This is a genomic window from Nocardia rhizosphaerihabitans, assembly GCF_014646295.1.
Lineage (GTDB): Bacteria > Actinomycetota > Actinomycetes > Mycobacteriales > Mycobacteriaceae > Nocardia > Nocardia rhizosphaerihabitans.
Genome location: NZ_BMNE01000001.1, coordinates 1125447 through 1152375 on the forward strand (window position 1 = coordinate 1125447; position 26929 = coordinate 1152375).

The window sequence follows — 26929 nt, forward strand, 5'->3', positions numbered from 1 at the left end:
TCGGCCGCCGATCCAGGCGAGACACATCGCGAGCAGATCGACGGGTTCAGCTCATCAGTTCGCCGATCATGCCGGTGCGCGTGCCGACGATCCCGCCGGTGGCATCGAACTCCACCCGCATCTCGTACAGGCCGAAGTGTCCGAGCAGCATCTGCGGCTCGCCGAAGGTCAGCGTGGTGACGCGGTAGCGATCGAAGTAGCCGACGACCATCGCCCGCATGGTGGGGTAGCGGCTGTGCGGATCGGTCAAGGGATGCAACAGGTTCGCCGCGGTCTCGATGAGCTGGGCGGCCACGCCGGGGTCCGAACCGGTCGATGTCACTGCGTCGTCGACGACCGCGAAGTAGCGCCACCCGGCACCGCCGGGAACCGCTGCCCAGCCGACGGTCCCACCCAGATCGGCGGCCCCGGCCACGAGCATCGTGACGACGTTGTCGGGGTGGACGGTGGTGCCGAGGTCGACGCGGTCCAGCGCCAGGTGCTCGGCGCCGTGCTCGCACGCCAGCCGGCGCAGCGCGGCGGTACCCGTCCAATCCTGGGGCGCCCACGCCCAGATCCGGTGCTCGCTGTCGTACCGGCCGATCTCGGCGACGGCCACGGGCCGGTGGGGAGCATCGACCACGTCGTCGTCGCCGTACATCGGCTGCCACCGCAGGGTCGGCACCGCCGCGGCGGCGGCCGCGCCCCGCAGCGATCCATGACCGCCGACGGTGGTCGCCGCGGCGGGCGCCAGCGCGACGAGCAGGCTGTCCGGGAAGAACGGCGGAATCCGCTCGTGCCGGGGCATCGGATCGGCCGCGGCGACCGCACCATGACCGGGGCCGACGACCTCGGCGTCGACGAGCCGGTCACCGTCGTCGATCCGGACGACCAGCCGCAGCCCGTCGGGCAGCTGTACCTCCACACCGTCGGCGGTGTCGCGAAGGGGCGCGTGGTGGTGATGGGCGTACCCGGCCACGACCGCCCGTGCGCCCGCGCCCGGCAGCATGTGGGCGGCCGCGCGAACCACACCCGCGACAACTCCCGGATCCGGTGCCGCACAGGGCACCTGCTCGTCGTCGACGATCAGGTAGGCGTACGCGCGACCGCCGTGATTGAACTTGGTCATCCCGCGGCCGCCGAGCGCTCCCAGCGCGATGATCGACAGATGGTCGGCTGCGAGCATCGGGTCGGGGAACCCGGACAGGTCGACGATCCCTTGGGCGAATTCGGGAATCCCATGGCGCAACCCCAGCTCACGCATCCGCGTCGACGCCGCGACGCCTGGCAAGCCGTCCAGAGCGGGTTTCGCCCAGGCCCACATGAAGCTCAGGTCCTCGGCGTAGGTCCCGATCTCGCCGGACCCGGCGAACTCCCGATCGCCGATCCACACGCGACCCGAATGATGGTCCACCCGGGTCGGTCCCGGCCTGATCTGCTCCTGAAATGCCGAGTACTGCTCGATCGCCACGCCGAGATAATTCCGCGCCAGCCGCAACAGCGAATCGCTGAACGTGTCCACGCGCTCGAAACTATCAGTCCCCGGGGCCGTCGGCATCGCGGCGAGCGCACCGGGCGGCCGCGAGTAATCTCTTGTCCCGCAGCGGCTTTCGCCCGACCCGATCGCGTGCCGCGCGCGATCGGGTCGAGCGATGTCAGCCGCGGATCTTCGCGGTGACCGCGGTGACCGCGTCTTCGGCCGGGATCTCCTCGGCCTCACCGGTGAGGCGGTTGCGCAGTTCGACCTTGCCGTCGGCCCAGCCGCGGCCGATCACGAGAATCCACGGCATACCGAGCAGCTCGGCGTCCTTGAACTTCACGCCGGGCGAGGCGGTGCGGTCGTCGAAGAGGACCTCGAGGCCCTGGGAGTCCAGACCGGCCACGACCTGCTCGGCGCCCTCGCGGGCGGCGGCGTCCTTGTTGGCGATCACCACGTGCACGTCGAACGGGGCGACCTCGGCGGGCCAGCGCAGACCCTTCTCGTCGTGCTGCTGCTCGGCGATCACCGCGACCATGCGGGAGACGCCGATGCCGTAGGAGCCCATGGTGAGGCGGACCGGCTTGCCGTTCTCGCCGAGCACGTCGACGTCGAAGGCGTCGGTGTACTTGCGGCCGAGCTGGAAGATGTGGCCGATCTCGATGCCACGGGCCGCCACCAGCGGGCCCGCGCCGTCGGGCGAGGGATCGCCGTCGCGGACCTCGGCGGCCTCGATGGTGCCGTCGGGGGTGAAGTCACGACCGGCGACCAGGCCGACGACGTGCTTGCCCTGCACATCGGCGCCGGTGATCCAGGCGGTGCCCTCGACGACGCGGGGGTCGACGAGGTAGCGAACACCGTTGGCCTGCAGCGCCTTCGGGCCGATGTAGCCCTTCACCAGGAAGGGGTTGGCGGCGAAGTCGGCCTCGGTGAGCAGTTCCACCTCGGCGGGCTCGACGGAGGCTTCCAGGCGCTTGTCGTCGACCTCGCGGTCGCCGGGGACGCCGATGCCGAGGATCTCGGTCTTGCCGTCCGGGTGGCGCAGCTTGACCATCACGTTCTTCAACGTGTCGGCCGCGGTGACGGGGCGATCGAGGACATTCGCCTCGTTGGCCCAGTCGACCAGCGTCGCGATGGTGGGGGTGTTGGGGGTGTCGTATTCGACCGCGGCGGGCTGACCCTCGATGGGCAGCGGCGCGGGCGCTGGCGTGACCACGGCTTCCACGTTGGCCGCGTAGCCGGACTCGACGCAGCGCACGTAGGTGTCCTCACCCACGGGGCTCTCGGCGAGGAATTCCTCGGAGGCGCTGCCGCCCATGGCGCCGGAGGTGGCGGCCACGATCACGTACTTGACGCCGAGGCGTTCGAAGATGCGCTGGTAGGCCGCGCGGTGGGTGGCGTAGCTGGTGGCGAGACCGTCGTCGTCGAGGTCGAAGGAGTAGGAGTCCTTCATGGTGAACTCGCGGCCGCGCAGGATGCCGGCGCGGGGACGTTCCTCGTCGCGGTACTTGGCCTGGATCTGGTACAGCGTGACCGGCAGATCCTTGTAGGAGTTGTATTCGCCCTTCACGGTGAGCGCGAACAGTTCCTCGTGGGTGGGGCCGAGCAGGTAGTCGCCGCCCTTGCGGTCCTGCAGGCGGAACAGGGCGTCGCCGTATTCGGTCCACCGGTTGGTGGTCTCGAAGGGCTCGCGCGGCAGCAGCGCGGGCAGGGAGATCTCCTGGGCGCCGGTGGCGTCCATTTCCTGGCGCACCACGTCCTCGATCCGGCGCAGCGTGCGCAGGCCCAGCGGCAGCCACGAGTACACGCCCGGGGCGACGCGGCGGACGTAGCCGGCGCGAACCAGCAGTTTGTGGCTCGGCACCTCGGCGTCGGCGGGATCGTCTCGCAGGGTGCGCAGGAACAGGCGGGAGAGGCGGGTGATCACGGATGCACAGAGTAGTCCCTGGTCCAGGGCGCCGTGCAAGCCGATTACGGTTGCAGTGCCACCAGCGGCCACGGCGTGGGACGACGCCGGTACCGTAGGCGATCGTGCTGGTGCTGCTGCCTCCCTCCGAAACCAAGTCCGACGGCGGAACGGGCGCGCCCCTCGACCTGGCCGATCTGGCGATGCCGCAGCTCACCGCGGTGCGCGACAAGCTGGTCACCGAGGTGGTGCAGCTCGCCGCCGACCCGGCGGCCGCGACCGCCGCGCTCGGCCTCGGCAAGGGCGCCGACGCCGAGATCGCCCGCAACGCGAGCCTGCGCGCGTCACCGACCCGGCCCGCGCTGGAGCGCTACACCGGTGTCCTCTACGACGCGCTGGACGCGACATCGTTCACCAAGGCGCAGCGGGCCAAGGCGTACGCGCGCCTCGGGATCGGCTCGGCCCTGTTCGGCGCGGTCCGCGCGAGCGATCCGATCCCGGCCTACCGCCTCTCCGGCGGCACCAAACTCCCCGGCCTGCCGACACTGTCGGCGCTGTGGCGCGACGTACTGCCCGACGCCCTCTCCGCGGAGGCCGCGGGCGAGCTCGTCATCGACCTGCGCTCGGGCACCTACCAGCAGCTGGGCCGAGTCCCCGACGCGATCACCGCCAACGTCCTCACCGAGCACCCCGACGGGTCACGCACGGTGGTCAGTCACTTCAACAAACATCACAAGGGCCTGCTGGCTCGCGCCCTGGTCCTCACCAGGGCCGAGCCGACCGACATCCGCGCGGTGGCGCGGGTGGCGACCAAGGCGGGCTTGCGCACCGAGATCGCCTCCCCCACCGAACTTCTCATCATCACGCAGTAGTGGGCGCGCCCATCAGCTGGATGAGGTTGCCGCAGGTGTCGTCGAAGACCGCGGTGGTGACCTCGCCCATCGGCTGGGGCGGCTGGGTGAACAGGACGCCGCGATCGAGCAGGCGGCGGTATTCGGCCTCGAGATCGTCGACGGTGAAGATCATGCACGGTATGCCGTCGGCGGTGAGCGCGGTCTTGTAGTTCTGGGCGATCGGGTTCTGGTCGGGTTCGAGCAGCAGCTGGGTGCCGTCGACGTCGGCGGGTGAGACCAAGGTCAGCCAGTCGTGCTCGCCGAGCGAGACCCGGTCCTTGACCTGGAAGCCGAGCACGTCGGTGTAGAACTTCTCGGCCTTGTCCTGGTCGTCGACGAAGATGCTGGTCACACCGATGCGGATCATCTGTTCTCCTGGGGGATCGGCCATCGCTCCGACACCGCGCGCAACGGCGTGAAGTCGGCGTGATGGAACTTGTAGCGGCCTGCACGACGGGTGGTCACCAGTCCGGCGGCTTCGAGCATCCCCAGGTGCTGGGTGATCGCCTGCCGCGACGAACTGATCCCATGCTTGGTGGCGAGCTTGGCGCACAGTTCGAACAGGGTCTGCCCGTCCCGGTCCGCCAGTTCGTCGAGGAGCGCGCGCCGCGTCGAATCCGCGAGTGCCGAAAAGATATCGGTCACGGTGCACGCTCCTCCCGTCGTCTCCCCTCGAACAATAGGCAAGCCGCTACTTGCATGTCAAGCATCGACGCAGGTAGACGATCCCTGAGGTCAGACCTCGGCGGCGGCCAGCGCGGTCCGCACCGTCGCGACGTCAGCGGTCTTGGCGGCCGCAGGCGGCCACGAATCCACCGCGACGGCGTACGGGTGGACATAGACCGGGGTGTCGCGCTGGGAGCGACGGCTCTCGGCGAGGGTGCCACCGTCGACGACGTCGTAGCCGAGGGCATCGATGAGGTGCGCGGCGGCGATCTTCGCGGCCGGGTCGTCGCCGAAGACGGGCAGCGCCGAGCGATCGGCCGCGCCCGCGGGACGGGCCAGTTCGGCCAGATGCTCGAAGTAGATGTTGTTGAACGCCTTGACAACCTGCGACTCGGGCAGGTGCCGCTGCAGCAGTTCGCTGGTGGTGACGGTGTCGGCGTCGAGTTCGGCGATGGCGCCGTCGCGCTCGGGGTAGTAGTTGTTGGTGTCGAGGACGACCTTGCCCGCCAGCGGCGCCACCGGCACCTGCTGATACGCCTTCAACGGCACGGTCACCACGACGAGATCACCGGCGGCCGCCGCCTCGGCCGGGGTCGCCGCACTGGCCCGCGGGCCCAGCTCGGCGACGAGGTCGGCGAGCGTCTCCGGTCCGCGAGAGTTGCTGAGTACCACGTCGATTCCGGCGGCTACCGCCAGTCTCGCCACAGTCGAGCCGATATTGCCGCTGCCGATCAATCCGAGTGTCGTCATGTGCTCGGTCAACCATCGATCCGGCGCGCGTGTTCCCTCGGCGGGGGAGCGAGAGATGCCCCACCGACCGGGTGGATCGGGAATACCGGAGTCACCAGTCGCGCGCTGCTTCCGTCAGCCGGGCGCGGACCAGTTCGACGTGCGGGCGGGGTGGGGCGCCGACTCGGCGGGCCAGGAATCCGGTGTTGATCGGCGGGTCGGCCGGGTCGAGCAAGGTCATCAACGAGCCGTCGGCGAGTTCGCCGGCGCACAGATAGCGGGGCAGCACGCTGATCCCGGCGCCCGCGAGCACCGTGGCGAGCACGGCGCGCAGGTCGGCGACGATCAGGGCCGGTTCGGTCTCCAGGCGGGTGTCGAACACGTGCCGCCAATACCGGCGCAGGATCGGCAGATCCGCGGCGTAGCTGATGATCGGGATCCCGTCGAGGGCGGTGGGGCCGTCGGCGCGCAGGCGGTCGGTGTCGATGCCGTGCGCGACCGCGGGTGCGGCGACCAGCAGGAACTCCTCGTCGACGAGCGGTTCGGCGAGGACGGTCCGGCCACGCGGGCGGGCGGTGGCGATGACCAGATCTAGTGTCCCCGAACGTAATTCGGCCAGGAGATCGTCGGTGAGCCCGCTGGTGACGGTGAGCCGCACACCGTCGGTGATCAGCGGCGCGAGCGCGGGCAGTGCCTGCACGGCGAGCATCTCGGCCGGACCGCCGAGCAGCACCGGCGGTTCGGGCGGCGGCGGATGGTCGGCGCCCGCGCCGCCGACGACCGACTCCAGCGCGTCGAGCGGGGCGCTCACCCGTGCCGCCAGCTCGTGACCGGCGGCCGTCGGCGTCACCCCGCGGGGCAGGCGCTCGAACAGCGGCCTGCCCAGGTGCCGTTCGAGCGCCTGGATCTGCGTGGTCACGGTCGGCTGGGACAGGCCGACCTGTGCGGCGCCCGCGGTGAGCGATCCGGTTCGATAGACCGCGAGGAATGTCCGGAGCTGCACCAGATCCATCGAGCCATCGGCTGGCCTATGTCTCATATCGACCAGTCTATTGGTCAGGAAATGCCACCGCCCCTAGCGTGGGAACCACGACCGGTCCCCACGAAACCCGTTGACAGGGAGAAGGAATCCGATGGCACACATCCTGTTCGTCCTCACCGGCGCCGATCGCTGGACCCTGGCGGACGGCACCGAGCACCCCACCGGGTACTGGGCCGAGGAGTTCGCCGCGCCCTACGAGGCGTTTACCGGCGCGGGCCACCTCATCACGGTGGCGACCCCGGGCGGCGTGGTCCCGACGGTCGACCAGGCGAGCCTGGCCGCCGACGCGAACGGCGGCGCCGACCGTGCGGCCGCCGTCGCCGAGGTCCTGTCCGGCGCCACCGCCTTGCAGCAGCCGATCCCGCTCGCCGACGTCGACCTCGCCGACTACGACGCCGTCTTCTACCCCGGCGGCCACGGCCCGATGGAAGACCTCGCCGTCGACCCCGTCTCCGGCAAGCTCCTCACCGCCGCCCTCGCCTCCGGCAAGCCGCTCGGCGTCGTCTGCCACGCCCCCGCCGCCCTGCTCGCCACCGCCGACGCCGCGGGCAACTCCCCCTTCGCCGGATACCGCGTCGCCGCGTTCAGCAATGCCGAGGAAACCCAGGCGGGTCTCGCCGACAAGGCGAAATGGCTGCTGCAGGACCGCCTGGTCGCCCTGGGTGTCGACTACCGCGAGGGCGAGCCCTGGGCGCCCCACATCGAAGTCGACCGCAACCTCTACACCGGCCAGAACCCCGCCTCTTCGGCGAAGCTGGCCGCGGAGATGCTGACAGCGCTCTGACAGACGGATCGGACGTCGACGGCCGCCGGGATCCGGTGCAGGTGGGCCTGGTCCCGGCGGGTGCGTAGGCAACAGCCGGAGGCGCTTCCCGGCTCTGTCGGCGGCGAGGGTTGTGGCCTGGGGCACATCGTCTTACTCTTCGCGATGTGGATCCCCGCCGTTCGATGAAGAACAGCCTGCGCGCGCTTATCGCGGCATTGACGCTCTCGGCACTGCCGCTCGTCCCCGCGCAGGCCGAGCCCCCGGTCGCGAACGGGACGGCGTATGTCGCGCTCGGTGATTCCGGCGCCGCGACCACCGGCGCCGCCAACCTCGACCTCGAGGCGCCACTGCGCTGCGTGCGCTCCACCACCAATGCTCCCCGGCTGGTCGCCGAGCGCCTCGGCCTCGCCCTGGACGACCGCACCTGCAGCTCAGCGAAGATCCCCGACCTCTACGCCTCCCAAACACCCGGCGTCGGACCACAGCTCGACGCGCTGGGGCCCGCGACCGAGATCGTCACCGTGCACATCGGCGCCAACGACGCCGACATGACCGAGTACATCCTGAACTGCCACGCGGCCGCGGCATCCGGTGGCTGTGCGGCGGCGGCGGATCCGGAGTGGGACCGCAAGATCGACGGGATCGCGCCTGCCTACGCCACCGCACTCGCCGACATCGCCCGCCGCGCCCCCGACGCGCGAATCTTCGTCGACGGCTGGCCGACCTACCTCGGCGACACGAGCTGCCCGGCCATGCTCGGCCTGCTCCCCGCCGACGCCGCCTACATCCAGTCCAAGTTCGCCCGCCTCAACACCGTCGTCGCCCGCGAGGCCGCGGCCCACGGCGCCGTCTACATCGACACCATCGCGGCCTCACCCGCACTCGGCATGTGCGCCGACCCGTCCGTGCGCTGGTTCGACCCGCTCGTCGCCGACCAGACCCTGCTCCCCTACCACCCGACCCTGGCCGGTCAGCGCGGCGTCGCCGAACTCATCTCCGCCGCCGTCGAATCCAGCGGAGCGCTCCACCGCTGACCTACTCCTCCAGCTGCCGACGGACCCGGCACACCCCGCCTGACCTGGACAAAGCCACGATTCCTTGTCCCACAGTGCAATTCGCACGCCCTGCGGGTAATGTTCGCCGGTTCTGCTGCGGCTCGCCCGGGAGAACGTGACAACGATCCGGCCCCGGTGGGGTCGCGACGGCGCCTCGGCGCTCGTCCGGGTCAGGGGCCAACAGTGGAGTGGAGCAGGGCTCGAATGGGTTTTCTCAGTGGCGTCTTCGGAAAGCGGAGGAGCGATTCCGACGACTACGCGGCGTTCGGCGAGTGGGCGCTGACGATCGTGCGGGCACGCCCCGGCATCGTCTCCGCCGAGTTCGACGCGGCGGAATTCACGATCACGTACGCCACCCCGGCCGGTGGCTGGGCACAGATCAGCCTGGCCACCCCGTACCGTGCCGTCAGCGCGGCGCCGCGGGAACTCGCGGGCGATGTCCTGATGTTCCAGCTGAACCGCTTGATCGACAATGGCGAGGACGACTCGTCCGGTCTCGCCTGGGCGACCGTAGCCCCGCGTCTGCGACCGCTGATCCGGCAGGCGGGCGGACTCGCGACGCGGGTGCAGGGCCTGTCGATCGCGGACAACACCCTCTGGCGACCGCTGCTTCCCTGCCTGATGGAACGGGTGGTCATCGACAAGCCGACGTCGATGGAATCCGTGACGCCGCAACACTTGGCGACCTGGGGTGTCGACGCCGACACCGTGTTCGAGACCGCACGCGCCAATATGGCCGAACTCGGATCCGCGATCGTCGATGTCTTCGATCCGGCCGACGGCGTGCTGTACCTGGCCGACGAGGACGGTGAGATGTACGCGGGCGCGCTGCCGCTCGCCGGGGGCTGGATCGCCGGTCTCGGCGCGAAAGCCGGTGCGCTGCCGATCGTTTTCGTGCCCGGCAGTGTCGGGGTGTTCGTCGGTTTCGCGACCTCACCGCAGCGGGTACGTGAGCTGGTCGAGGTCGCGCGCGGGTTGTTCGACGACGCGGAGCGCCCGGTGTCGCCGGTGCCCTACACCCTCGACGAGCACGGCGGGCTCGTCCCGTTCACGGTGCCGCGGCACCATCCGGCGTGGCCCGCGATCCGGTCGGCCGAATCGACACTGGCCGCCCAGGCGTACGGCACGCAGCACGACGGACTACGCGCCGACCTCGACGCGGAGCTCATCGAGGACCACGCCGCGACGCTGATGCACGTCCGTGGCGGAGACGGCATCGAAACCACCGTCGCACCATGGTCCGACACCGTCCCGACACTGCTGCCGCACGCCCACAACGTCTCGTTGACGAACGTCGACACCGGCGCCACTTTCGGCGTGCCGTGGCATGTCCTGGCCACCGAGGTCGACCTGGTGCCCGTGCCCGGGCTCTTCCCGGTCCGCTACCGGGTGCAGTACCACCCGGGCCCGCAGGCGATGGCCAGGATGGCCGCCGCGCAGGGCCTGCGCTGAGCGTTATCCCGTGAGCTGCGCCAGCTCCGCCGCCAGATTCGCGCGCGCCCGCTCCTCGTAGCGGGCGCGCGCCGCCGCGGTCCGGAACAGCACCGGCTGATTCGCGATCGCCCGCAGCACCGCCGCGCGACCGGAGCGGAACAGATCGTCGGGCACGTGCCCGTATTCGACGCGCACGGCGGCGGCGTAGGCGGCGTAACTGTCCGGGTCGCCACCGAGCACGACCAGGTCGGCATCGCAGAGCACCGCACCGTTGGCGTCGCCCGCTTCGGAGTCGTGCCCGCGGGTCAGCAGCACGAGCCGCACGACCTCCGCGACGAGTTCCTTTCCGGCGCCGAGGGATTCGAGGACGTCACGGGCCAGGTCGGCGCTGCGTTCCTCGTTGTCGGCCCGGTCGACGGCGTAGATCGCGTCGTGGAAGAACGCGGCATAGCGGACGGCGTCGATATCTGTTGCGCTGTCGGCCAATTCGTCGATCGCGGCCAGCATCACCCGCAGGTGTTCGACGGTGTGATAGCGGCGATGCGGTTCGGCGTAGCGGGCGATGATCCCGGCTCCGAAATGCGCGGAGTCGGGGCCCGCCAAGGCGATCCAGCGGTCGAGCAGGTCCAACGACGACGTCATGTCCTCCAGTGTCGACGGCCCCGCCCCCGCCGACAACCCCGGATTCGATGACATCCGTTGTCACACATCGCCGACACGCCGGATCCACGGTCGGGCGGAATGCGCCGGCCGCGGATCGCGTTGTCCGGGAGCGTGACCGATACCGCAGTGCTTTCCGATGAGCTGAAGTCGTATCTGGACGAGGAGAAGGTCTACGCGACCGTCGCCACGCTCGGGGCGAACGGGCATCCCCACCTGACCGTAGTCTGGATCAAACGTGAGGGCGACGACCTGCTGTTCTCCACCACCGTCGAGCGGCAGCAGGCCAAGAACCTGGTGCGCGACCCCCGGATCACGGTGATGGTGAACCCGCCCGAGCGGCCGTTCCTCTACGCCGAGATCCGTGGCACGGCGACGACTATCCCTGATCCGGAGCGCGAGCTGCCCGACGAGATGTCGCTCAAGTACACCGGCAAGCCCTACCGCGAGTTCAATCCCGCCTCCGTGCACGACGGGGAGCGCGTCATCATCCGGATCACCCCGCACCGGGTCGCCGGCCGCCTGTGATCGGCGCGGTCAGCTCCGCTGGGCCTCTTCCTGCGCGTGCTGGGCCTGCACCAGCTGCTGCGGGGTGTAGCGCAGGGTCAGCGCGACGAGCGCGGCCAGCACCGCCAGCCCGGAACACACCAGCAGCACCAGCGCGTACCCGCTGTTGAGCGCGTCGATCTCGGTCGGGGACATGTTCGCGGCCAAGCCGTCGCGACCGCCGAGCGAGAGGGTGCGCGAGGCGGCGATCGGGCTGAGCAGGCCGATCGCGATCGGGGTGGCCAGGTTCATGAACATCTGGCCGACCGCCGAGAGCGGGCCGATGTTCGACGGCGGCACTCCGACAAGCACGCACAGCGGCGCCAGCACCATGGCGACACCGACGCCGAAGCCGATCACCAGCAGCAGCGCAAGCAGCGTCGGCAGGTACTGCACGTGCCGGTCCAGCGTCGACCCGAACAGCAGACCGCAGGCCAGCACGACCGCCGCCGCCGACAGCAGCCAGCGCGGCGCGATCACCAGCGCCGCCTTGGACGCCACCGCGCCGCCGACACCGATGCCGATGGTGAACGGGATCGAGGCGACACCGGCTTGCAGCGGGCTGTAGCCGAGCACGTTCTGCAGCAGCTGCGCGACGAAGAATGTCATCGCGCCGAGCACCGCGCCCGCCAGAAAGATCAGGGCGAAGGTGGCGACCCGGTCGCGGCTGTCGAACAGCGACCACGGCAGCAGCGGATCGGACTCGCGACGCTCGGTGAGCACGAAGATCACCAGCAGCGCGAACCCGCCGATCAGCGAGCCGAGGATCACCGGGCTGTCCCAGCCCATGGCCGGGCCCTCGGTCGCGCCGAACACGATCGTCGCGCAGGCCAGGGTGCCCAGGATCGCGCCCTTGATGTCGAGCGGGGTGCGGTGGTGGGCGGTGTCGGTGAGCTTGTAGATCGCGCCGAGCACGATCAGCGCGCCGATCGGGACGTTGATCAGGAAGATCCAGCGCCACGAGAACTCGGTGAGCGCGCCACCGACGACCAGGCCGCCGACCGAGCCGATACCTGCCATCGACCCGACGATCGCGATCGCCTGATTCCTGGCGGGCCCTGGCGCGAAGGTCGTCGCGACCAGCGCGAACGCGGTCGGCGCCGCGATCGCGGCGCCCGCGCCCTGGAAGGCGCGCGAGATCAGCAGCATCGCCTCGCCGTTGGCCAGGCCGCAGGCCAGCGAGGCGGCGGTGAACAGCCCGACGCCGTAGATGAGCATGCGTTTGCGGCCGAACGCGTCACCGAGCCTGCCGCCGAGCAGCATCAACCCCGCGAAGGTCAGGCCGTAGGAGGTCACCGTCCACGCGCTGCCCGAACTGGACAGCCCCATCTCCTCCTGCAGCCGCGGCAGGGCGAAGATCACGACGGTGCCGTCGAGCACGACCATGAGCTGCAGGCCGCTCAGTACGAGGATGGCGAGGCCGAAGGCCCGCTTCGTCACCGGATACTGCATCGTCGCAGCGGGTTTCTCGAGCACAACGAGGCAGTGTAATTGGCGGGGTGGCAACGCAGGGGTGCGCGGCCCGTGAAGCTAGTCCAGCCCGAAACCGGCCGTCGGGCCGATGACGATGATCGCGGGCGGGCGGATGCCCTCGGACTTGACCTTCTCGGCGACGGTGGCCAGATCGGCGCGGACCACCCGCTGGGTGCGCAGCGTGCCCTCCTGGATGACCGCGGCCGGGGTATCGGCCGGCCGGCCACCGGCGAGCAGCACGCCGGCGAACTTGTCGATCCGTTCCACCGCCATCATCAGCACGAGGGTGCCGCGCAACTTGGCCAGCGCGGCCCAGTCGACGAGCGAGTCGGGATGGTCGGGCGCGACGTGGCCGCTGACCACGACGAACTCGTGGGTCACGCCGCGATGGGTCACCGGGATGCCCGCGGCGCCGGGCACCGAGATCGGGCTGGTGATGCCGGGCACCACCGTCACCGGGATCCCCGCCTCGGTGCAGGCCTCGAGCTCCTCGTAGCCGCGGCCGAACACATACGGGTCGCCGCCCTTGAGCCGGACGACGAACTTGCCCGCCTTGGCGCCCTCGACGAGCGCGAGGTTGATCGCCTCCTGCGCCATCGACCGGCCGTACGGGATCTTCGCTGCATCGATCACCTCGACGTGCGGGCCCAGTTCGGCGAGCAGTTCCGGCGGCGCGAGCCGGTCGGCGACCACCAGGTCTGCGCGCGCGAGCAACCTGCGACCGCGCACGGTGATCAGGTCGGGATCGCCGGGGCCACCGCCGACGAGGGCGACACCGGGTGTCACCGGCTCCGAATCATCGGTCACCACGCCCGATTGCAGCGCTTCGAGCAGCCCGTTGCGCACCGCGGCCGAGCGCCGGTGCGCGCCACCGGCCAGGACGCCGAGGGTCAGCCCGTCGTAGCGCGCGGTGGCGGGGGTGACGGCGGTGCCGTCGCGGGCGACGTCGGCGCGCACGCAGAAGATCCGCTTCGCCGTCGCCTCGGCGACCACCGCCGCATTGGTCTCGGGTTCGTCGGTGCAGGCCATCGCGTACCAGGCGCCGTCGAGATCGCCGTCGGCGTAGGCGCGCAGCTCGACGGTGAGCTGGCCCGCCGTCGCCATGCCCTCGACGGCCGGGGTGACCGTCTTGCTGACCACGTGGACATCCGCGCCGGAGGCCACCAGCAGACCGAGCCTGCGCTGGGCGACCGTGCCGCCGCCGACCACGACTACTCTGCGCCCGCGCAGATCGAGCCCGACCAGGTAGTTCGGGTCTCCGGCGGGCGGGGTCGATGCGGTGTCAGACGTGTTCGGCACAATGTCGGAGCCTAGTTCCTGGCCCGCCGGACACCGAACGGGCCCGCCGACATCAGCGTCGGCCAGCCGCTGCCGACCGTCTTCCGCGGCGTGGGCCCGGCGGACCTCAGCCGACGTACGGGTTGTTCTGCACCCAGCGGAAGTCCGTGCCGCGCAACGGGAAACTGTCGAGATCCAGGCGGTCGAGCGTGACCGTCACCGGACGGCCGTCGAGCTCACCCCGCAGCGTCAGCCGGTCCTCGACGGGCCGGTCGACGATGAAGGTCGTGGTGGCCGCCGGAGCTTCGCCCGGAGCGGACGGTGCGGCGGCCAGCGTCATCGTGTGCGCCTCGGTGTCGAACGTGGCGACCGCCGGCACGACGGAGTCGTCCATCCGCTGATAGCCCGCCGAGCCCGCATCGATGATCAGGCGCTGCCACCGCACCGGATCGGTGGTCAGCGGCGGCACCGGGCTCGCCTCGGCGGTGAACTCGGTGACCTCCCAGATGCCGTACAGCTCGGGTTTCGGTGTGCCACCGCCGTATTCGTCCCACGACTGCCCGCTGATGTAGACCAAACTCACCGTGATCCACAGCCCCGCCGCGACCTGGACCACGGCCGCCCACCGGTTCCTGCGCGCCGAGTCGAACAGCGGCGGTTGCACCATCGGCCCCGAATCCCGCTCCAGCACCAGCACATTCGCGAGTCGCCGCGCCTGCGGTGCGAGCAGCACCAGACTCATCAGCAGCAGATGCCCGGACAGCATCTTCACCGGCACGTCGAAGGTCAGATTCAGCAGGAACACCTGCGCCATGCTGATCACGCTGAGCATCGCGCCCAGCGTCGCGGTTCGCGCCCAGAACAGCAGCAGACCGGCGAGCACCTCGGCCGCGCCCAGCGACATCTCGTAGGCGGGCGAGGATCCGACCTGGGTCCACAGCATCGACATCGGGCTCAGGTCGCCGACCCGGGTGAGCAGCGTGGTGAGCGCGGGCTCCGGCATCTGGGTCGGAACGAGTTTGGCGAACCCGTAGAACAGCATCTGCCCGCCGACGCACAGCCGCAGCACCGTGAGGAACCAGCTCAGCAGCCGGGGATGGGCGAGCCTGCGCCGGTCGAGCACCGACCAGACGACGGTGATCAGCACCGCCGCCACCAGCACCAGACCGCACTGGATCCAGATCGCGGCCTGATCGCCGCTGCCGTTCATGGCCAGCTCCGCCGCCACGCCGAACACGTGCTCGCCGATCCAGCGGCTCACCGGCGCCAGCGAGATCATCTGCCAGGCGATGGCGTCCTCGGGCAGGTGCAGCGCGAGCACACCGAGGAAGACGAAGCTGATCTGCGCCATCCACAGACAGAACAGCCCGAGGTAGGCGACACTGAACCGGAAGGCGAGCCGCGTCACCGGGTGCCAGGTCGGAGCGGGTGGCGGCGGGCTCGCGGTGTCGTCGTGGGCGCGCTCCGTGGTCACGGCGGTCACCGTTGCCTCCTCATCGAGTTCGATTGCTACCGAAGCTAATCGGCGTCACCACCGGGCGCGTCCGGGAAAACCCCGATCTTTGCGGTGTCAACCCTGAATCTCACTCACCGACGGACCGCTAGGCATTCCGGTCGGTCTTCCGGTACGCCGGTATCGAACGTGTTTCAACTTTGCCGACAGGGGTATCTATGTCCGACGATCCGGACCTCACCGCACAACAGTCGCTCACCGTCACCGAGCGTGATCTCGACGAACTCGCCGAGCAGTTGTCGCAGTGGCTGGCCGGCAAGGTCGGCGCCGATGCACCGCCGAAGGTCGGCAATCTGAGCAAGCCGTCCACCGGCGGCATGTCGAGCACCACCATCTTGTTCGACGCCGAGTGGTCGGTCGACGGTGTCGCCGGGGGCGGTTCGTTCGTGGCCAGGATGGCGCCCGAGGACGGTTCGTTCCCGGTGTTCCAGTCCTACGACCTGCCGCTGCAGTACCAGGTGATGGCCGGGGTCGCCGAGGCCTCCGACGTTCCGGTACCGCCGCTGCGCTGGCTCGAACTCGACGAATCAGCGTTCGGCACACCTTTCTTCGTGATGGAGAAGGCCGAGGGCCGGGTCGCCGCCGACAACCCGCCGTACGTGTTCTTCGGCTGGGTGTTCGACGCGACCGTGGCCGAGCGCGAGCAGATCGCCGACGCGACCGTCGACGTGATCGCCCGCGTGCACGCGATCGACGACATCACCCGCCGCTTCCCGCTGCTCGACGGTGAGGGTTCGGCGCTGCGCAGGCACTTCGAGGCCCAGCGCGACTGGTACCGGTGGGCGCTGACCGACGACGGCGTGCGAATCCCGCTGATCGAGCGGACCTTCGACTGGCTCGAAGCCAACTGGCCCGCCGAGACCGGCCCCGACGTACTGAACTGGGGTGACGCCCGCCCCGGCAACATCCTGTTCGACGGGTTCACTCCCGCCGCGGTCCTGGACTGGGAGATGGCGACCTTCGGCCCGCGCGAACTCGACCTGGGCTGGGTGATCTTCATCCACCGCTTCTTCCAGGACATCGCCACCCGCTTCGATCAGCCCGGCCTGCCCGATTTCCTGCGCAAGGACGCGGTGGTCACGAAATACGAAGAGCTGACCGGACATACGGTCCAGGATCTCGACTTCTACATCATCTACGCGGCGCTGCGGCACGCGATCGTGATGGCCAGGATCAAGCGCCGGATGATCCACTTCGGTGAGGACACCGTGCCCGCCGAGCTCGACGACTACGTGATGCACCGGCTCAGCCTCGAGGCACTGCTCGACGGCACCTACGAGTGGGACTGAGAAGGAGACACGACCATGAACGCGATCATGCCCGTCCCCCTGGACGAATACCCGGTCCATCAGACGCCGCTGTCGCTGGCCCGGGTGGCCACCAGCGACCGCAACTTCTACGACCGCTACTACTTCAACGCCTTCGACCCGTCCGGCGACACCATGCTGATCACCGGGTTCGGCGTGTACCCGAACCTGGGCGTCGTCGACGCGTTCGCGACGGTGCGCCATGGTGACGCCCAGCGCAGCGTCCGGTTCTCCGACGCGCTCACCTCCCGCGACCTGACCACGGCGGTGGGCGGCTACCGGGTCGAGGTGATCGAGCCGTTGCAGCAGCTGCGGGTGGTGTGCGAGCACGACGACCTCGGCTTCGACCTCACCTGGACCGGCGCGCACCCTGCCGTGCAGGAGCAGCCGCATCTGATCCTGTCCGGCACCCGGCCGATCATCGAGGCCTCCCGGTTCGCCCAATTGGGTTCCTGGGCAGGTACTCTCGCCGTCGACGGCCGCGACTACACGGTCGATCCGGCGGTGTGGACCGGCAGCCGCGACCGCTCCTGGGGCATCCGTCCCTCGGGCGAGCCGGAGCCGCCCGGCCGCGCCGCCTCGGAGGGCGCAGGCGGGTTCTGGTGGCTGTACGCGCCGCTGCGGTTCGACGAGTTCGCCCTCGTGGTGATCATCCAGGAGGATCCCGACGGCACCCGCACCCTCAACAACGCGGTCCGGATCTGGAACGACGGCCGCAAGGAGCAGCTGGGCTGGCCCCGGATGCACTGGACCTACGAGCCGGGCACCCGGCATCCGAAGTCGGTGCGCCTGGACATGACCACTCCCGACGGCAAGCCCCTCGAGGTCGAGATCGAGTCCCGCCCCGGCATCGCCCTGCACGTCGGCTGCGGCTACGGCCCCGACCCCGACTGGACGCACGGCCGCTGGATGGGCCGCGACTGGTCGCTGTCGAGCGCCTACGACCTCACCGACCCCGCGATCGTCGCCCGCACCCCCTACGGCGTGATCGACCACATCGGCTTCGCCCGCTGCGGCGACGCCGAGGGCTGGGGCCTGTTCGAGCACGCCTCGATGGGCCGCCACGACCCCACCGGTTTCGCCGATTGGTCCTCGGTCGCCCCCTGAGGCGACCGATCTTTCGCGCGAGAGGAAAGGCGCCGCCGCGACAACGAGGTCGCGGCGGCTCCGATTTCCTATGCGGCCGTGGCGAAGTCGGCCAGCAATGACGTTGCAGCCTCAGATGCCCGGCGAGTCCCCAGTCACGAACTGCCCGGTGGAGTCACTCCTCAGACGCTTGGCAGCAGCCTCGGAGCATGCTCGCTGACGTCGGACCTGAGTCGGCTCCTGCGCTCGATACTCCGTCAGGACTTCGTCGATCCTCGATCGCCTGCGTTCACCGAGCCATGGGTATAGATCCTTCATCCACTGCGCCGCCCCTGAACCGGTGATCTGTGCTCGATACGCCAACTTTCGGCCTTCTATGTATCGAGGGACGTCATACACTGAACCCCCGAACAAACCGGCCACCCGCGCAATGACGTCCCGATCTGTCATGTTGACGATAATTTGCGGATAGCGGTAGATCTTGCCGCCGACACGGCTCCTGATCATGGCGAACGACCCCTCGCCTTCCAGCAGGCCGGCCAACCACGCGATCTCAACTTCGGTAGGCGTGGCCTCGTCTTTCGACGTCCCTCGCGCCGACATATTCGTCTTTCCCCCTTCGAGACTCAGAACTTCGATGGTCGGTTCAGCTCGAACACACGCGCATTCAGGTTACAGATTCTGCGACGTCACCGCGGCCACCACTACTCCTGTGACAGTCGTTCTCGGACGGATCAATTCACCGCCTCTCGCGAGCAGCGCAGCAGCTCGAGGTCCGGGGTCGGGGCCGGTGAGCTGAGCGCAAATCGCGGCGGTACGCGGGCCGCGGGTCAAGCCCGGGTCAAGCACGGCAGTGCGCTCCGCGGAAGACCGTTGTCCAGCAACGCCTCCCACACCTGCGGTGCGCTCAGCGCGACATTGGGCAGCATCTCCCAGCTCAGCCGGTACTCGCGCACCAGCTCCGGCACCTGCTCGACCGGCGCGGACTGCGCCCGCTGGAAACCGTCGACCAAGGCAAGGCCGTCGAGTTCCGGGGTGCGACCGCAGATCCAGTCGAACAGCCTGCGCCGCTCGTCCTCGGCGGTCGCCGGGTGCGACAGACGCAGCAGGTCGCGGTGCGACCAGCCTTCCCACTGCCGGTACTTGACGACCTGGAAGGCCAGGTCATCGACCGGCTTGTCCAGGTACCAGTGCGCGACCGCGCGGGACAGACCGCGACCCCAGCCGCGGAACTGCTCGGCGTAGCCGGCGAACAGGAACAGGTGGGTGCCCGTGCGGGCGACCAGCGGCAGTGCGGCGAGCGCGGCCCGGCGGCCGTCGACGTCACCGAGCGAGGCGGCGGCTGCCAGCGCGAACAGCGCCGGGTTCTGGCGTGGCGCGCGGCCCGACGTGGAGATCTCCACGATCTCGCGCACCAGCTCGGCGGTGTGCTCGGCCGCGTACTCGACGAGGAAGTCGGCATTGTCGGCGGTCAGCGCCGCGGCACTGACGTAGTACGTGCCGGATTCCGTTCCGAGGGTGAGGAATCGACGCACTCGCGCCTGCGGGGTGATCTCGAAGACGTAGCCGCCCGCGTCGTTGACGACCTGCCGGGCATCGACAGGACTGGTCTGCGGCGTGCTGCGTCGAGAAAAGCGCGACAGAATAATCATAGTTCCCCCTCCGATACAGAGACCGGCGTTGCTGTTTCGGCCCCGGGACCCACCGGGGCGTGTGACGGTGCGCGGAGCGGACGGACATGTGTGTCTCGGCCGGGAAACGGAAATCGCTTTCCGCCGCAGGGCTCGAACCTGCTGGACCATGGGTCCTTACCAGATAACCGGCCGAATCCGGTCCGTCCTGCTCCTGCGCACCGCAGCCGCGCGGCGGGCGTGTGTTCCCGACCGGAAGGCGCTCTACCAGGCTGAGCTACCACCACCATGCGGTGGCGGGCAGGATTCGAACCTGCGACATCCCCAGTGACAGTGGTAACCGATCGAATCCGGTCCGCCGTGCGGCTGCTGATCAAAACGGTACTGGGTGGGTTCGATCCTGCCCAGCGAATTGATTCGGCTAGCCGGCGACCGTTGCGACGGCTACCACTACGCCGTCGACAACCGTACGGCCACAAACGAGTTCACCTTTTCCCGCCAGCAGTGCCGCCGCCTCCGCGACATTGGGTGTGCCGACGGACTGTGACGTCAGGGGCGATCGGTACGGTGCCTCGACTTCGGCCAGTTGCGCCGCGCCGAAAGCGATCACCGGGACACCTAGCATTGCCGCGGCCGCGCCCATGCCTGGTTCGGCCGCCCGTCGATCGATCGTGGCCAGGCAGGAAATGGTGGTGGTGTCACCGACCACCGATTCGATCGCGTGCACGATCTTCTCCGCGACGGTTCCGGGACGGACGCCGATGCCGACAACCACTGCGGGCCTGTCGAATTCAGTCGCCATCAGTGACCGAATCGACTCGCGGCGTCGACGAATCGGGCGATGGCGTCGGGGTTTCCGGCGGGGTGGGTGTGCAGGTAGGAGGCGTGGACCTGGCGGACCACCGCACCCTCCGTGACGGAGGTTGTCGTGCGCCAACCCCAGGCAGCGCTCTCGGGGCCGGTGCGGGTGAGGCGGGTGCGGTGGAATTCGTGGCCGCGGACCCGGGTGCCCGCTCGCCAGAGGGTGGAGTCGTGCAGGGCGACGGCGTCGCGGTAGCCGAGGGTCAGGCGGGGGCCGAATTCGGCGTCGGCGTCGATGACTCCTGCCATCGGGTGGCCGTCGAGGGAGCGGGTCAGGTAGAGCAGCCCTGCGCATTCGGCGTGGACGGGCAGGTTGTGCGCGGCGCCGTCGGCTACGGCCTTCCGCAGCTTCTCGTTGGCCGACAGTGCGCCCGCGTGCTCCTCCGGGAAACCGCCGGGGAGTACCAATCCCGCTGTGCCATCGGGCAGTTCATCGGTCAACGGATCGAAGACGACCACCTGGGCGCCGGCCGCGATCAGGAGTTCGCGGTGTTCGGCATACCCGAAGGTGAACGCCGGTCCTCCGGCCATCGCGACCAGCGGAGCCCCGTCAGCCACCGCGGCCAGTTCCACCACCGGGTCCCAGGCCGGCCCCTGGACAGATCCCCCGGCCAGGTCGACGATCGCCCGCAGATCGACGTGCGCCGCGACGAGTTCGGTCATCGCGTCGACCGCGGCGGTAGCGGCGGCACCGTGTTCGACAGCGGGAATGAGGCCCAGATGCCGTGAGGGGACTTCCAATTCGGCCATCCGGGGCAGTGCGCCGAGGACAGGGATCCCGACGCGGTCACAGGCGGCACGCAGCACCTGCTCGTGGCGTTCACTGCCGACGCGGTTGAGGATCACCCCACCCAGCCGAACCGAGGAGTCGAAGGTGGCGAACCCGTGCAGCAGGGCGGCCAGACTCTGGGAGTGCCCGCGCGCGTCGACCACCAGCACCACGGGCGCCCCGAGCAGACTCGCGACCTGCGCGGTCGAGCCCTCGGCGACCGCCTCGGTCCGGTTCTCGTCGATCCGCCCGTCGAACAAGCCCATCACGCCCTCGACGACCGCGATATCGCAGCCGTGCGCACCATGCCGATACAGCGGCACCACCCGATCCTCGCCCACCAGAACGGGATCCAGATTGCGCCCCGGCCGCCCCGCCGCGAGCCCGTGATAACCGGGGTCGATGTAGTCGGGCCCCACCTTGAACGGCGCGACCTGATGCCCGGCCCGGCGCAGCGCGCCGATCAACCCGGTGGCCAACGTCGTCTTGCCGCTGCCGGACGCCGGGGCCGCGATCACGACTGCCGGCGCGCTCATGACAGAACTCCGCCGATGACTACGCCTTCGCGACGACCACTCACCATTCGATACCGCGCTGGCCCTTGCGGCCCGCGTCCATCGGGTGCTTGACCTTCGTCATCTCGGTGACGAGGTCGGCCGCGTCGACGAGTGCCTGCGGTGCGTCACGGCCGGTGATCACGACGTGCTGGTTGCCGGGGCGGTTGGTCAGCGTCTCGACGACCTCGTCGATGTCGACCCAGCCCCACTTGAGCGGGTAGGTGAACTCGTCGAGCACGTAGAAGCGGTGCTGTTCGGCGGCGAGGCGGCGGGCGATCTCCTGCCAGCCCGACAGCGCGGCGGCGGCGTGATCCTCCTCGGTGCCGTGCTTGCGGGTCCACGACCAGCCCTCGCCCATCTTGTGCCACTCGACCGCGCCACCGGCGCCGGTCTGCTCGTGCACGGTGCCGAGCGTGCGGAACGCGGCTTCTTCGCCGACCTTCCACTTGGCGCTCTTCACGAACTGGAACACGGCGACGTCGAACCCCTGGTTCCAGGCCCGCAACGCCATCCCGAACGCGGCGGTGGACTTCCCCTTGCCCGGCCCCGTGTGCACCGCCAGCACCGGCTGATTACGCCGCTGCCGCGTCGTCAGGCCGTCCTCCGGCACGACCTCCGGAACACCCTTGGGCACGAAGACTCCTTCTCGTCGGTGCGCTGACGCGCGTGTTCGCGGCCAGGTGACCACGCCGCATCTCGCGCGGGCTCTGGTGCTGCCGACCGCGAACCATTTCTATCAGGGCCGGTGTACAGCATCTGCTGCCTGTCACCCCACCAACGATCACACGGGCTCACACACCCCGCATCGCCGTACGCCGCCATCGGTGGAACTCGGAGGCTGGCATCGCCACACACCGCACCCGGGCACACCGCGCAGCCCGGCGTCGCCCTACGCCGCGCGCGCCCCGAGGCCGGTGGTGCGGACGACGTCGGCGACGGTATCCCCGGTGAGTTCGTCCAGGCGCAGGTACCGGGCGCGCAGGTCACGGGCCAGTTCGGCGGCGAGGCCGAGGCGGATCATGCCGCGTTCGCAGTCGATGACCATGGCGGTGTGGCCTTCGCCTGCCAGGAGGCGGGCGGCGGTGCGGGCGCGGGGCAGCGGGTCGATGCCGCCGGTGGCGCGGCCGTCGGTGAGCAGCACCAGCATCGGGCGGCGGCGGGGGTCGCGGACGTGTTCGCGGGCGATCACCTCGCGCGCCTTCAGCAGGCCGGCGGCGAGCGGGGTTTTACCGCCGGTGCGCAGACCGGCCAGGCGGCGGACGGCGATGTCGACCGAGGAGGTCGGCGGGAGGACGAGTTCGGCTTCGCTGCCGCGCACGCTGATCACGGCCACCTTGTCGCGGCGCTGGTAGGCGTCGCGCAGCAGGGTGACGATGGCGCCGGTGACGGCGGTGAGCCGATCGCGCGCGGCCATCGATCCGGAGGCGTCGACGACGAACACGACCAGATTCCCTTCGCGCCCTTCGCGATACGCGCCGCGCAGGTCCTCGGCGGCCAGCGCCAGCGGGCCGCTGAATCGGCCGCGCTCGAATTGCCTTGGGGCGGCGGCGAACACGGTGCCGAGCAGGTGCAGGCCGGTGGAGGTGTCGGTATCGGAGCGCACCATCCGGCCGGTACGGGTCTGGGCGCGGGACCGGCGGCCCGGCGCGCCTTCGCCGATGCCGGGGACCTCCCAGCGCGGGGCGGGCTTCGAGACGGAACCCGGTGTGCCCGAGATCCCTTCGGCCGCGGGCCTTGACCCGCCACCGCCGTTGGGGCCGCCCCCGGGGTTGTCATCGGGGCCACCTCCGTCGGGGCCACCGTCGGGATCGTCTGGTCCACCGTCGTCAGGACCCTGGTCGACCGTTCCCCCGCTCTCGGAACCGCGGTCGTCTTCGGCACCGTCGAGACCACGGAGATCGGGGCCTCCCCCAGCATTCGCCGGGCGCCGATCAGTCGAATCGTCGTTCTCGCCCTGTCCGGAAGCGTCGTCTCGCGGATCAGCGGCGCCATCGTCATCGCCGGCCGTGGATTCGTCGAATCCCTGTGCCGCAGCGGCATTCTCGACCTCGTCGGCCGCCGCCTGCATCGCGTCGTCGAGCTGCTGCTCACTGATCCCCGGCTCGTCGAACGGATCGCGCCGACGTCGATGCGGCAGCGCCAGCTGGGCCGCGATCCGCACATCGTCCTCGGTGACCCGGTCACGCCCGCGCCATGCGGCATGCGCGGTCGCCGTCCGCGCCACGACCAGATCCGCGCGCATCCCGTCCACATCGAAGGCCGCGCACAGCGCCGCGATCCGGCGCAGCTCGGTGTCGTCGAGGGCGATCTCCGGCAGTCGGTCGCGCGCGGTCAGAATCCGTTCGGCGACAACCTGATCGGCATCGGCGTAGCGCGCGGCGAACCCGGCCGGATCGGCCTCGTAGTCCAGGCGCCTGCGCACCACCGCCATGCGGGTGTCCACCTCGCGGGAAGCGGCCACGTCGACGGTGAGGCCGAATCGGTCCAGCAGCTGGGGCCGCAGCTCGCCCTCTTCGGGGTTCATGGTGCCGACCAGGACGAACCGCGCCGGATGCGAATGCGAGACGCCGTCGCGCTCGACATGGACCCGGCCCATCGCGGCCGCGTCGAGCAGCACGTCGACCAGGTGGTCGTGCAGCAGGTTCACCTCGTCGACGTAGAGCACGCCGTGATGCGCCGCCGCCAGCAGACCGGGGCGGAACGCCTGCTCCCCGTCGCGCAGCACCCGCTCGAGGTCCAGCGAACCGACCACGCGGTCCTCGGTCGCGCCGACCGGCAGCTCCACCAGCCGCGCGGGGCGCGCGCCGGTCTCGTCGACCACCGGGGGCAGCAGCTGGGCCAGTGCCCGCACCACGGTCGACTTCGCGGTGCCCTTCTCGCCGCGCACCAGCACGCCACCGATGCCGGGGTGCACGGCCGACAAGATCAACGCCAGCTGCAGTTGTTCCTGCCCGACCACCGCCGAGAACGGGAACCCCGCCTCACCCGCCGACCCAACGGCGGTGTGCGGACCAGCGGCGACATCAGCAAAACCAGGCACGCCCCCACTCTATGCGCGCGTCTGATCATGATCCGCGCCGGGCATCCGCGGCCTGAGCCCGGCGCCGCGTGGGTTATCCCCGGCGCATCGGGATATGCGGAATGCCGTCGTCGAGGAACTCCGCGCCGTCCGGGGCGAACCCGAAGGTGGCGTACATGTCCACCAGGTAGGACTGCGCGTTGAGCCGGACGGTCGCCGATCCGGTCTCGGTCAGCGCGGCCCGCAGCAGCCGGGCGGAGTGGCCGCGCCCGCGGGCGGGCACGGCCGTACACACCCGGCCGAGACGGTAGTTCGCCACGCCGTCCTCGTGCTCTTCGAGCAGGCGCAGCGTGGCGACGACCTCGCTGTCATCCTCGATCCACAGGTGCCGGGTGGTCGGCAGCAGGTCACGCCCGTCCAGCTCGGGATAGGCGCATTCCTGCTCGACGACGAACACGTCGACGCGCAGCTTCAACAGCCGGTACAGGGTGGCGGTGTCCAGTTCCGCCGCCCATGCCCGCCGCAAGACGACCGGCGACATCGGCTCGGCTATCGCACCTTCGCGAAACCGGCGGCGTCCTGCTCGGTGGTGGCGGTCGCCTTGTCGAGCTCGAGCGACTTGGTGGTCCAGTCCCACACTTCCTGGAACAGCGCCTGGTTCTCCGACAGCTTCACCCCGAGCGAGGGGATCATCTGCTTCAGCTGCGGGGTCCACTGCGCGTATTCACGCGGGAAGCAGCGCTGCATCACGTCGAGCATGGCGGTGACACAGGTCGAGGCACCCGGGGAGGCGCCGAGCAGACCGGCGATCGAGCCGTCCGCGGCGGAGATGACCGCGGTGCCGAACTCGAGCACGCCACCGGCACCCTTCTTCCGGATGACCTGCACGCGCTGACCGGCGGTGATCAGCTCCCAATCGCGGCCCTCGGCGCGCGGCAGGAACTCCTCGAGCACGCCGACCTTGCCGTTCTGCGACTTGAGCAGCTCGCTGATCAGGTACTTGGTCAGGCCCATCTCGGTGAGGCCGACGCCGACGAGCGAACCGATGTTGTTCGGCTTGATCGACTTGAACAGGTCGGCGTTGGAGCCGTCCTTGAGGAACTTCGGGGTCCAGCCCGCGTAGGGGCCGAACAGCAGGCCCTTGCGGCCGTTGATGACGCGGGTGTCCAGGTGCGGCACCGACATCGGCGGCGCGCCGACGGCGGCCTTGCCGTACACCTTGGCCTCGTGCGCGGCGATGAGCTCCGGGTTGGTCGAGCGCAGGAACTGGCCGCTGATCGGGAAGCCGCCGAAGCCCTTGGCTTCCTTGATGCCCGACTTCTGCAGCAGCGGCAGCGCGCCACCACCGGCGCCGACGAAGACGAACTTCGCGTTGATCGTGCGGGACCGGAAGGTGCGCAGGTTGCGGACGGTGACGTTCCAGGAACCGTCGGACTGCTTGTCGAGGTTGCGGACCTCGGTGCCGAAGGCGATCTCCCCGCCGGAGTAGCCGACGTAGGCCAGCAGCTGCTTGGTGAGCGCGCCGAAGTCGATGTCGGTGCCGCCGTCGGTCCAGTTCAGCGCGATCGGGTCGGAGAAGTCACGGCCCTTGGCCATCAGCGGCAGGCGCGCGGCGAACTCGTCGGGGGTGTCGATGTACTCCATGCCGCGGAACAGCGGGTGCGGCGCCAGCGCCTCGTAGCGCTTGCGCAGGTAGTCGACGTTGTCGGCACCGTGCACGAAGCTGACGTGCGGGATGGGGTTGATGAAGCCGGACGGGTCGCCGAGGACGCCGGTGTCGACCGCGGAGGCCCAGAACTGGCGCGAGACCTGGAAGCGCTCGTTGATGTCGACGGCCTTGCTCACGTCGACCGAGCCGTCGGCGTTCTGCGGGCTGTAGTTGAGCTCGCACAGCGCCGAGTGACCGGTGCCGGCGTTGTTCCACGGATCGCTGCTCTCCGCGGCGGCGGCGTCGAGCCGCTCGAACACCGAGATCGTCCACTCCGGCTGCAGCTGCCGCAGCAGCGCGCCCAGCGTGGCACTCATGATGCCTGCGCCGATGAGAACTACATCGGTCTTTTCAGTCTTCGCAGCGTTCGACACGGGTACTTCGACTTCCTTGTCCTTCTCAGCTACTCACCGGCGAGTGAGTTCGCTTGGGCGCGGGCGCTTCGTGGTTTGGTGCGACTCGCGGTGAATCGCCGGGGGGTAGGTTACCCGTCGTTCACCTCTTGCCAATTGTGCACCTCAGCCGTTCGTAGTTCTGCAACCGACCTCCGGAATGTGATCTAAACCAACACTGC

At 69.8% G+C, this 26929-nt stretch carries 25 protein-coding genes and 1 tRNA gene; 7 read left to right on the forward strand and 19 right to left on the reverse strand.

Translation table 11 applies throughout. The annotated features are described in order from the left end of the window. Window positions 1-46 precede the first annotated feature (46 nt). Together IEY60_RS05000 and IEY60_RS05005 are read right to left on the reverse strand one after the other, a co-directional pair. Window positions 47-1501: a DUF6882 domain-containing protein gene (locus IEY60_RS05000; protein ID WP_189024232.1), complete on the reverse strand. Its 1455-nt coding sequence runs from the start codon at window positions 1499-1501 to the stop codon at window positions 47-49. Window positions 1502-1634: 133 nt separating this feature from the next. Continuing rightward, entirely contained in the window at window positions 1635-3383 is a 1749-nt protein-coding gene (locus IEY60_RS05005; protein WP_189024234.1) for a proline--tRNA ligase, read from the reverse strand. 104 nt (window positions 3384-3487) lie between these two features. Between IEY60_RS05005 and yaaA the strand changes: the two genes are divergently transcribed. Further along, window positions 3488-4234, forward strand: coding sequence for a peroxide stress protein YaaA (yaaA, locus tag IEY60_RS05010; RefSeq protein ID WP_189024236.1), 747 nt, complete (start codon window positions 3488-3490; stop codon window positions 4232-4234). On the opposite strand, the gene IEY60_RS05015 is transcribed toward yaaA, so the two are convergent. From IEY60_RS05015 to IEY60_RS05030, 4 genes are all read right to left on the reverse strand, one after another. Next, window positions 4224-4619 (reverse strand): VOC family protein, encoded by a 396-nt coding sequence (locus IEY60_RS05015; protein ID WP_189024960.1) that lies wholly within the window; start codon window positions 4617-4619, stop codon window positions 4224-4226. The genes yaaA and IEY60_RS05015 overlap by 11 nt on opposite strands. After that, on the reverse strand, window positions 4619-4900 hold the full coding sequence (locus tag IEY60_RS05020; RefSeq protein ID WP_189024238.1) for an ArsR/SmtB family transcription factor: 282 nt from the start codon (window positions 4898-4900) through the stop codon (window positions 4619-4621). The genes IEY60_RS05015 and IEY60_RS05020 overlap by 1 nt, the downstream gene beginning before the upstream one ends. A gap of 90 nt (window positions 4901-4990) precedes the next feature. Next, window positions 4991-5671: an NADPH-dependent F420 reductase gene (locus IEY60_RS05025; protein WP_189024240.1), complete on the reverse strand. Its 681-nt coding sequence runs from the start codon at window positions 5669-5671 to the stop codon at window positions 4991-4993. 91 nt (window positions 5672-5762) lie between these two features. After that, a complete protein-coding gene (locus IEY60_RS05030) occupies window positions 5763-6689 on the reverse strand; it encodes a LysR family transcriptional regulator (RefSeq protein WP_229739545.1) in 927 nt (308 codons plus the stop codon). 94 nt (window positions 6690-6783) lie between these two features. Here IEY60_RS05030 and IEY60_RS05035 point away from each other — a divergent pair, with 94 nt between their 5' ends. The 3 genes from IEY60_RS05035 (at window position 6784) to IEY60_RS05045 (ending at window position 9965) form a co-directional block, all read left to right on the forward strand. After that, window positions 6784-7476 (forward strand): type 1 glutamine amidotransferase domain-containing protein, encoded by a 693-nt coding sequence (locus tag IEY60_RS05035; protein WP_189024242.1) that lies wholly within the window; start codon window positions 6784-6786, stop codon window positions 7474-7476. A 146-nt stretch (window positions 7477-7622) separates the two neighbouring features. Next, complete coding sequence (locus IEY60_RS05040; RefSeq protein ID WP_229739546.1) at window positions 7623-8492, forward strand: SGNH/GDSL hydrolase family protein; 870 nt, start codon at window positions 7623-7625, stop codon at window positions 8490-8492. 225 nt (window positions 8493-8717) lie between these two features. Further along, a complete protein-coding gene (locus tag IEY60_RS05045) occupies window positions 8718-9965 on the forward strand; it encodes a DUF1444 domain-containing protein (protein WP_189024244.1) in 1248 nt (415 codons plus the stop codon). A 3-nt stretch (window positions 9966-9968) separates the two neighbouring features. Here IEY60_RS05045 and IEY60_RS05050 read toward each other — a convergent pair whose 3' ends face one another. Continuing rightward, a complete protein-coding gene (locus IEY60_RS05050) occupies window positions 9969-10589 on the reverse strand; it encodes an HD domain-containing protein (RefSeq protein ID WP_189024246.1) in 621 nt (206 codons plus the stop codon). Between the two features lie 132 nt (window positions 10590-10721). Between IEY60_RS05050 and IEY60_RS05055 the strand changes: the two genes are divergently transcribed. Continuing rightward, entirely contained in the window at window positions 10722-11135 is a 414-nt protein-coding gene (locus tag IEY60_RS05055) for a PPOX class F420-dependent oxidoreductase (RefSeq protein WP_229739547.1), read from the forward strand. A 9-nt stretch (window positions 11136-11144) separates the two neighbouring features. Here the strand turns inward: IEY60_RS05055 and IEY60_RS05060 are convergent, their stop codons facing one another. The 3 genes from IEY60_RS05060 to IEY60_RS05070 all read right to left on the reverse strand — a co-directional run bounded on the left by IEY60_RS05060 (window position 11145) and on the right by IEY60_RS05070 (window position 15387). Beyond that, window positions 11145-12605 (reverse strand): MFS transporter, encoded by a 1461-nt coding sequence (locus IEY60_RS05060; protein ID WP_189024966.1) that lies wholly within the window; start codon window positions 12603-12605, stop codon window positions 11145-11147. 78 nt (window positions 12606-12683) lie between these two features. Then, complete coding sequence (gene cobA, locus IEY60_RS05065) at window positions 12684-13925, reverse strand: uroporphyrinogen-III C-methyltransferase (RefSeq protein ID WP_189024249.1); 1242 nt, start codon at window positions 13923-13925, stop codon at window positions 12684-12686. A 106-nt stretch (window positions 13926-14031) separates the two neighbouring features. Then, window positions 14032-15387 (reverse strand): DoxX family protein, encoded by a 1356-nt coding sequence (locus IEY60_RS05070; RefSeq protein WP_189024250.1) that lies wholly within the window; start codon window positions 15385-15387, stop codon window positions 14032-14034. Between the two features lie 188 nt (window positions 15388-15575). Between IEY60_RS05070 and IEY60_RS05075 the strand changes: the two genes are divergently transcribed. Beyond that, on the forward strand, window positions 15576-16706 hold the full coding sequence (locus IEY60_RS05075; RefSeq protein ID WP_189024251.1) for a phosphotransferase family protein: 1131 nt from the start codon (window positions 15576-15578) through the stop codon (window positions 16704-16706). 15 nt (window positions 16707-16721) lie between these two features. Further along, window positions 16722-17831 carry an Rv3169 family protein gene (locus IEY60_RS05080; protein ID WP_229739548.1) on the forward strand — a complete coding sequence of 370 codons (1110 nt, stop codon included), beginning with the start codon at window positions 16722-16724 and terminating at the stop codon, window positions 17829-17831. A 111-nt stretch (window positions 17832-17942) separates the two neighbouring features. Here the strand turns inward: IEY60_RS05080 and IEY60_RS05085 are convergent, their stop codons facing one another. From IEY60_RS05085 to mqo, 9 genes are all read right to left on the reverse strand, one after another. Beyond that, window positions 17943-18413: a hypothetical protein gene (locus tag IEY60_RS05085; protein ID WP_189024252.1), complete on the reverse strand. Its 471-nt coding sequence runs from the start codon at window positions 18411-18413 to the stop codon at window positions 17943-17945. A 227-nt stretch (window positions 18414-18640) separates the two neighbouring features. Then, window positions 18641-19462, reverse strand: coding sequence for a TROVE domain-containing protein (locus IEY60_RS05090; RefSeq protein ID WP_189024253.1), 822 nt, complete (start codon window positions 19460-19462; stop codon window positions 18641-18643). Window positions 19463-19735: 273 nt separating this feature from the next. Further along, window positions 19736-19801 (reverse strand) — tRNA-Asp (locus tag IEY60_RS05095). Between the two features lie 61 nt (window positions 19802-19862). Further along, on the reverse strand, window positions 19863-20243 hold the full coding sequence (locus IEY60_RS05100; RefSeq protein WP_189024254.1) for a cobalamin biosynthesis protein: 381 nt from the start codon (window positions 20241-20243) through the stop codon (window positions 19863-19865). After that, window positions 20243-21607 (reverse strand): cobyrinic acid a,c-diamide synthase CobB, encoded by a 1365-nt coding sequence (locus IEY60_RS05105; protein ID WP_189024255.1) that lies wholly within the window; start codon window positions 21605-21607, stop codon window positions 20243-20245. Before IEY60_RS05105 ends, IEY60_RS05100 begins: the two co-directional genes overlap by 1 nt. A gap of 40 nt (window positions 21608-21647) precedes the next feature. Continuing rightward, the gene (gene cobO / locus IEY60_RS05110; RefSeq protein ID WP_189024257.1) at window positions 21648-22262 is read right to left on the reverse strand and encodes a cob(I)yrinic acid a,c-diamide adenosyltransferase; all 615 of its coding nucleotides are present in this window, start codon (window positions 22260-22262) and stop codon (window positions 21648-21650) included. A gap of 255 nt (window positions 22263-22517) precedes the next feature. Beyond that, a complete protein-coding gene (locus IEY60_RS05115; RefSeq protein WP_189024259.1) occupies window positions 22518-24668 on the reverse strand; it encodes a magnesium chelatase subunit D family protein in 2151 nt (716 codons plus the stop codon). 73 nt (window positions 24669-24741) lie between these two features. Continuing rightward, the gene (locus IEY60_RS05120) at window positions 24742-25188 is read right to left on the reverse strand and encodes a GNAT family N-acetyltransferase (protein ID WP_189024261.1); all 447 of its coding nucleotides are present in this window, start codon (window positions 25186-25188) and stop codon (window positions 24742-24744) included. A gap of 8 nt (window positions 25189-25196) precedes the next feature. Next, on the reverse strand, window positions 25197-26729 hold the full coding sequence (gene mqo, locus IEY60_RS05125; RefSeq protein WP_189024263.1) for a malate dehydrogenase (quinone): 1533 nt from the start codon (window positions 26727-26729) through the stop codon (window positions 25197-25199). Between the last annotated feature and the right edge of the window lie 200 nt (window positions 26730-26929).

Excerpts from the sequence above, each read along its gene's own strand:
- IEY60_RS05035 (WP_189024242.1), top strand. The coding sequence starts at position 6,784 with ATGGCACACATCCTGTTCGTCCTCACCGGCGCCGATCGCTGGACCCTG.
- IEY60_RS05060 (WP_189024966.1), bottom strand. The coding sequence starts at position 12,605 with ATGCAGTATCCGGTGACGAAGCGGGCCTTCGGCCTCGCCATCCTCGTA.
- IEY60_RS05105 (WP_189024255.1), bottom strand. The coding sequence starts at position 21,607 with ATGAGCGCGCCGGCAGTCGTGATCGCGGCCCCGGCGTCCGGCAGCGGC.
- IEY60_RS05045 (WP_189024244.1), top strand. The coding sequence starts at position 8,718 with ATGGGTTTTCTCAGTGGCGTCTTCGGAAAGCGGAGGAGCGATTCCGAC.
- IEY60_RS05100 (WP_189024254.1), bottom strand. The coding sequence starts at position 20,243 with ATGGCGACTGAATTCGACAGGCCCGCAGTGGTTGTCGGCATCGGCGTC.
- IEY60_RS05085 (WP_189024252.1), bottom strand. The coding sequence starts at position 18,413 with ATGTCGGCGCGAGGGACGTCGAAAGACGAGGCCACGCCTACCGAAGTT.
- IEY60_RS05050 (WP_189024246.1), bottom strand. The coding sequence starts at position 10,589 with ATGACGTCGTCGTTGGACCTGCTCGACCGCTGGATCGCCTTGGCGGGC.
- IEY60_RS05090 (WP_189024253.1), bottom strand. The coding sequence starts at position 19,462 with ATGATTATTCTGTCGCGCTTTTCTCGACGCAGCACGCCGCAGACCAGT.
- IEY60_RS05025 (WP_189024240.1), bottom strand. The coding sequence starts at position 5,671 with ATGACGACACTCGGATTGATCGGCAGCGGCAATATCGGCTCGACTGTG.
- IEY60_RS05120 (WP_189024261.1), bottom strand. The coding sequence starts at position 25,188 with ATGTCGCCGGTCGTCTTGCGGCGGGCATGGGCGGCGGAACTGGACACC.
- IEY60_RS05030 (WP_229739545.1), bottom strand. The coding sequence starts at position 6,689 with ATGAGACATAGGCCAGCCGATGGCTCGATGGATCTGGTGCAGCTCCGG.
- IEY60_RS05075 (WP_189024251.1), top strand. The coding sequence starts at position 15,576 with ATGTCCGACGATCCGGACCTCACCGCACAACAGTCGCTCACCGTCACC.
- IEY60_RS05080 (WP_229739548.1), top strand. The coding sequence starts at position 16,722 with ATGAACGCGATCATGCCCGTCCCCCTGGACGAATACCCGGTCCATCAG.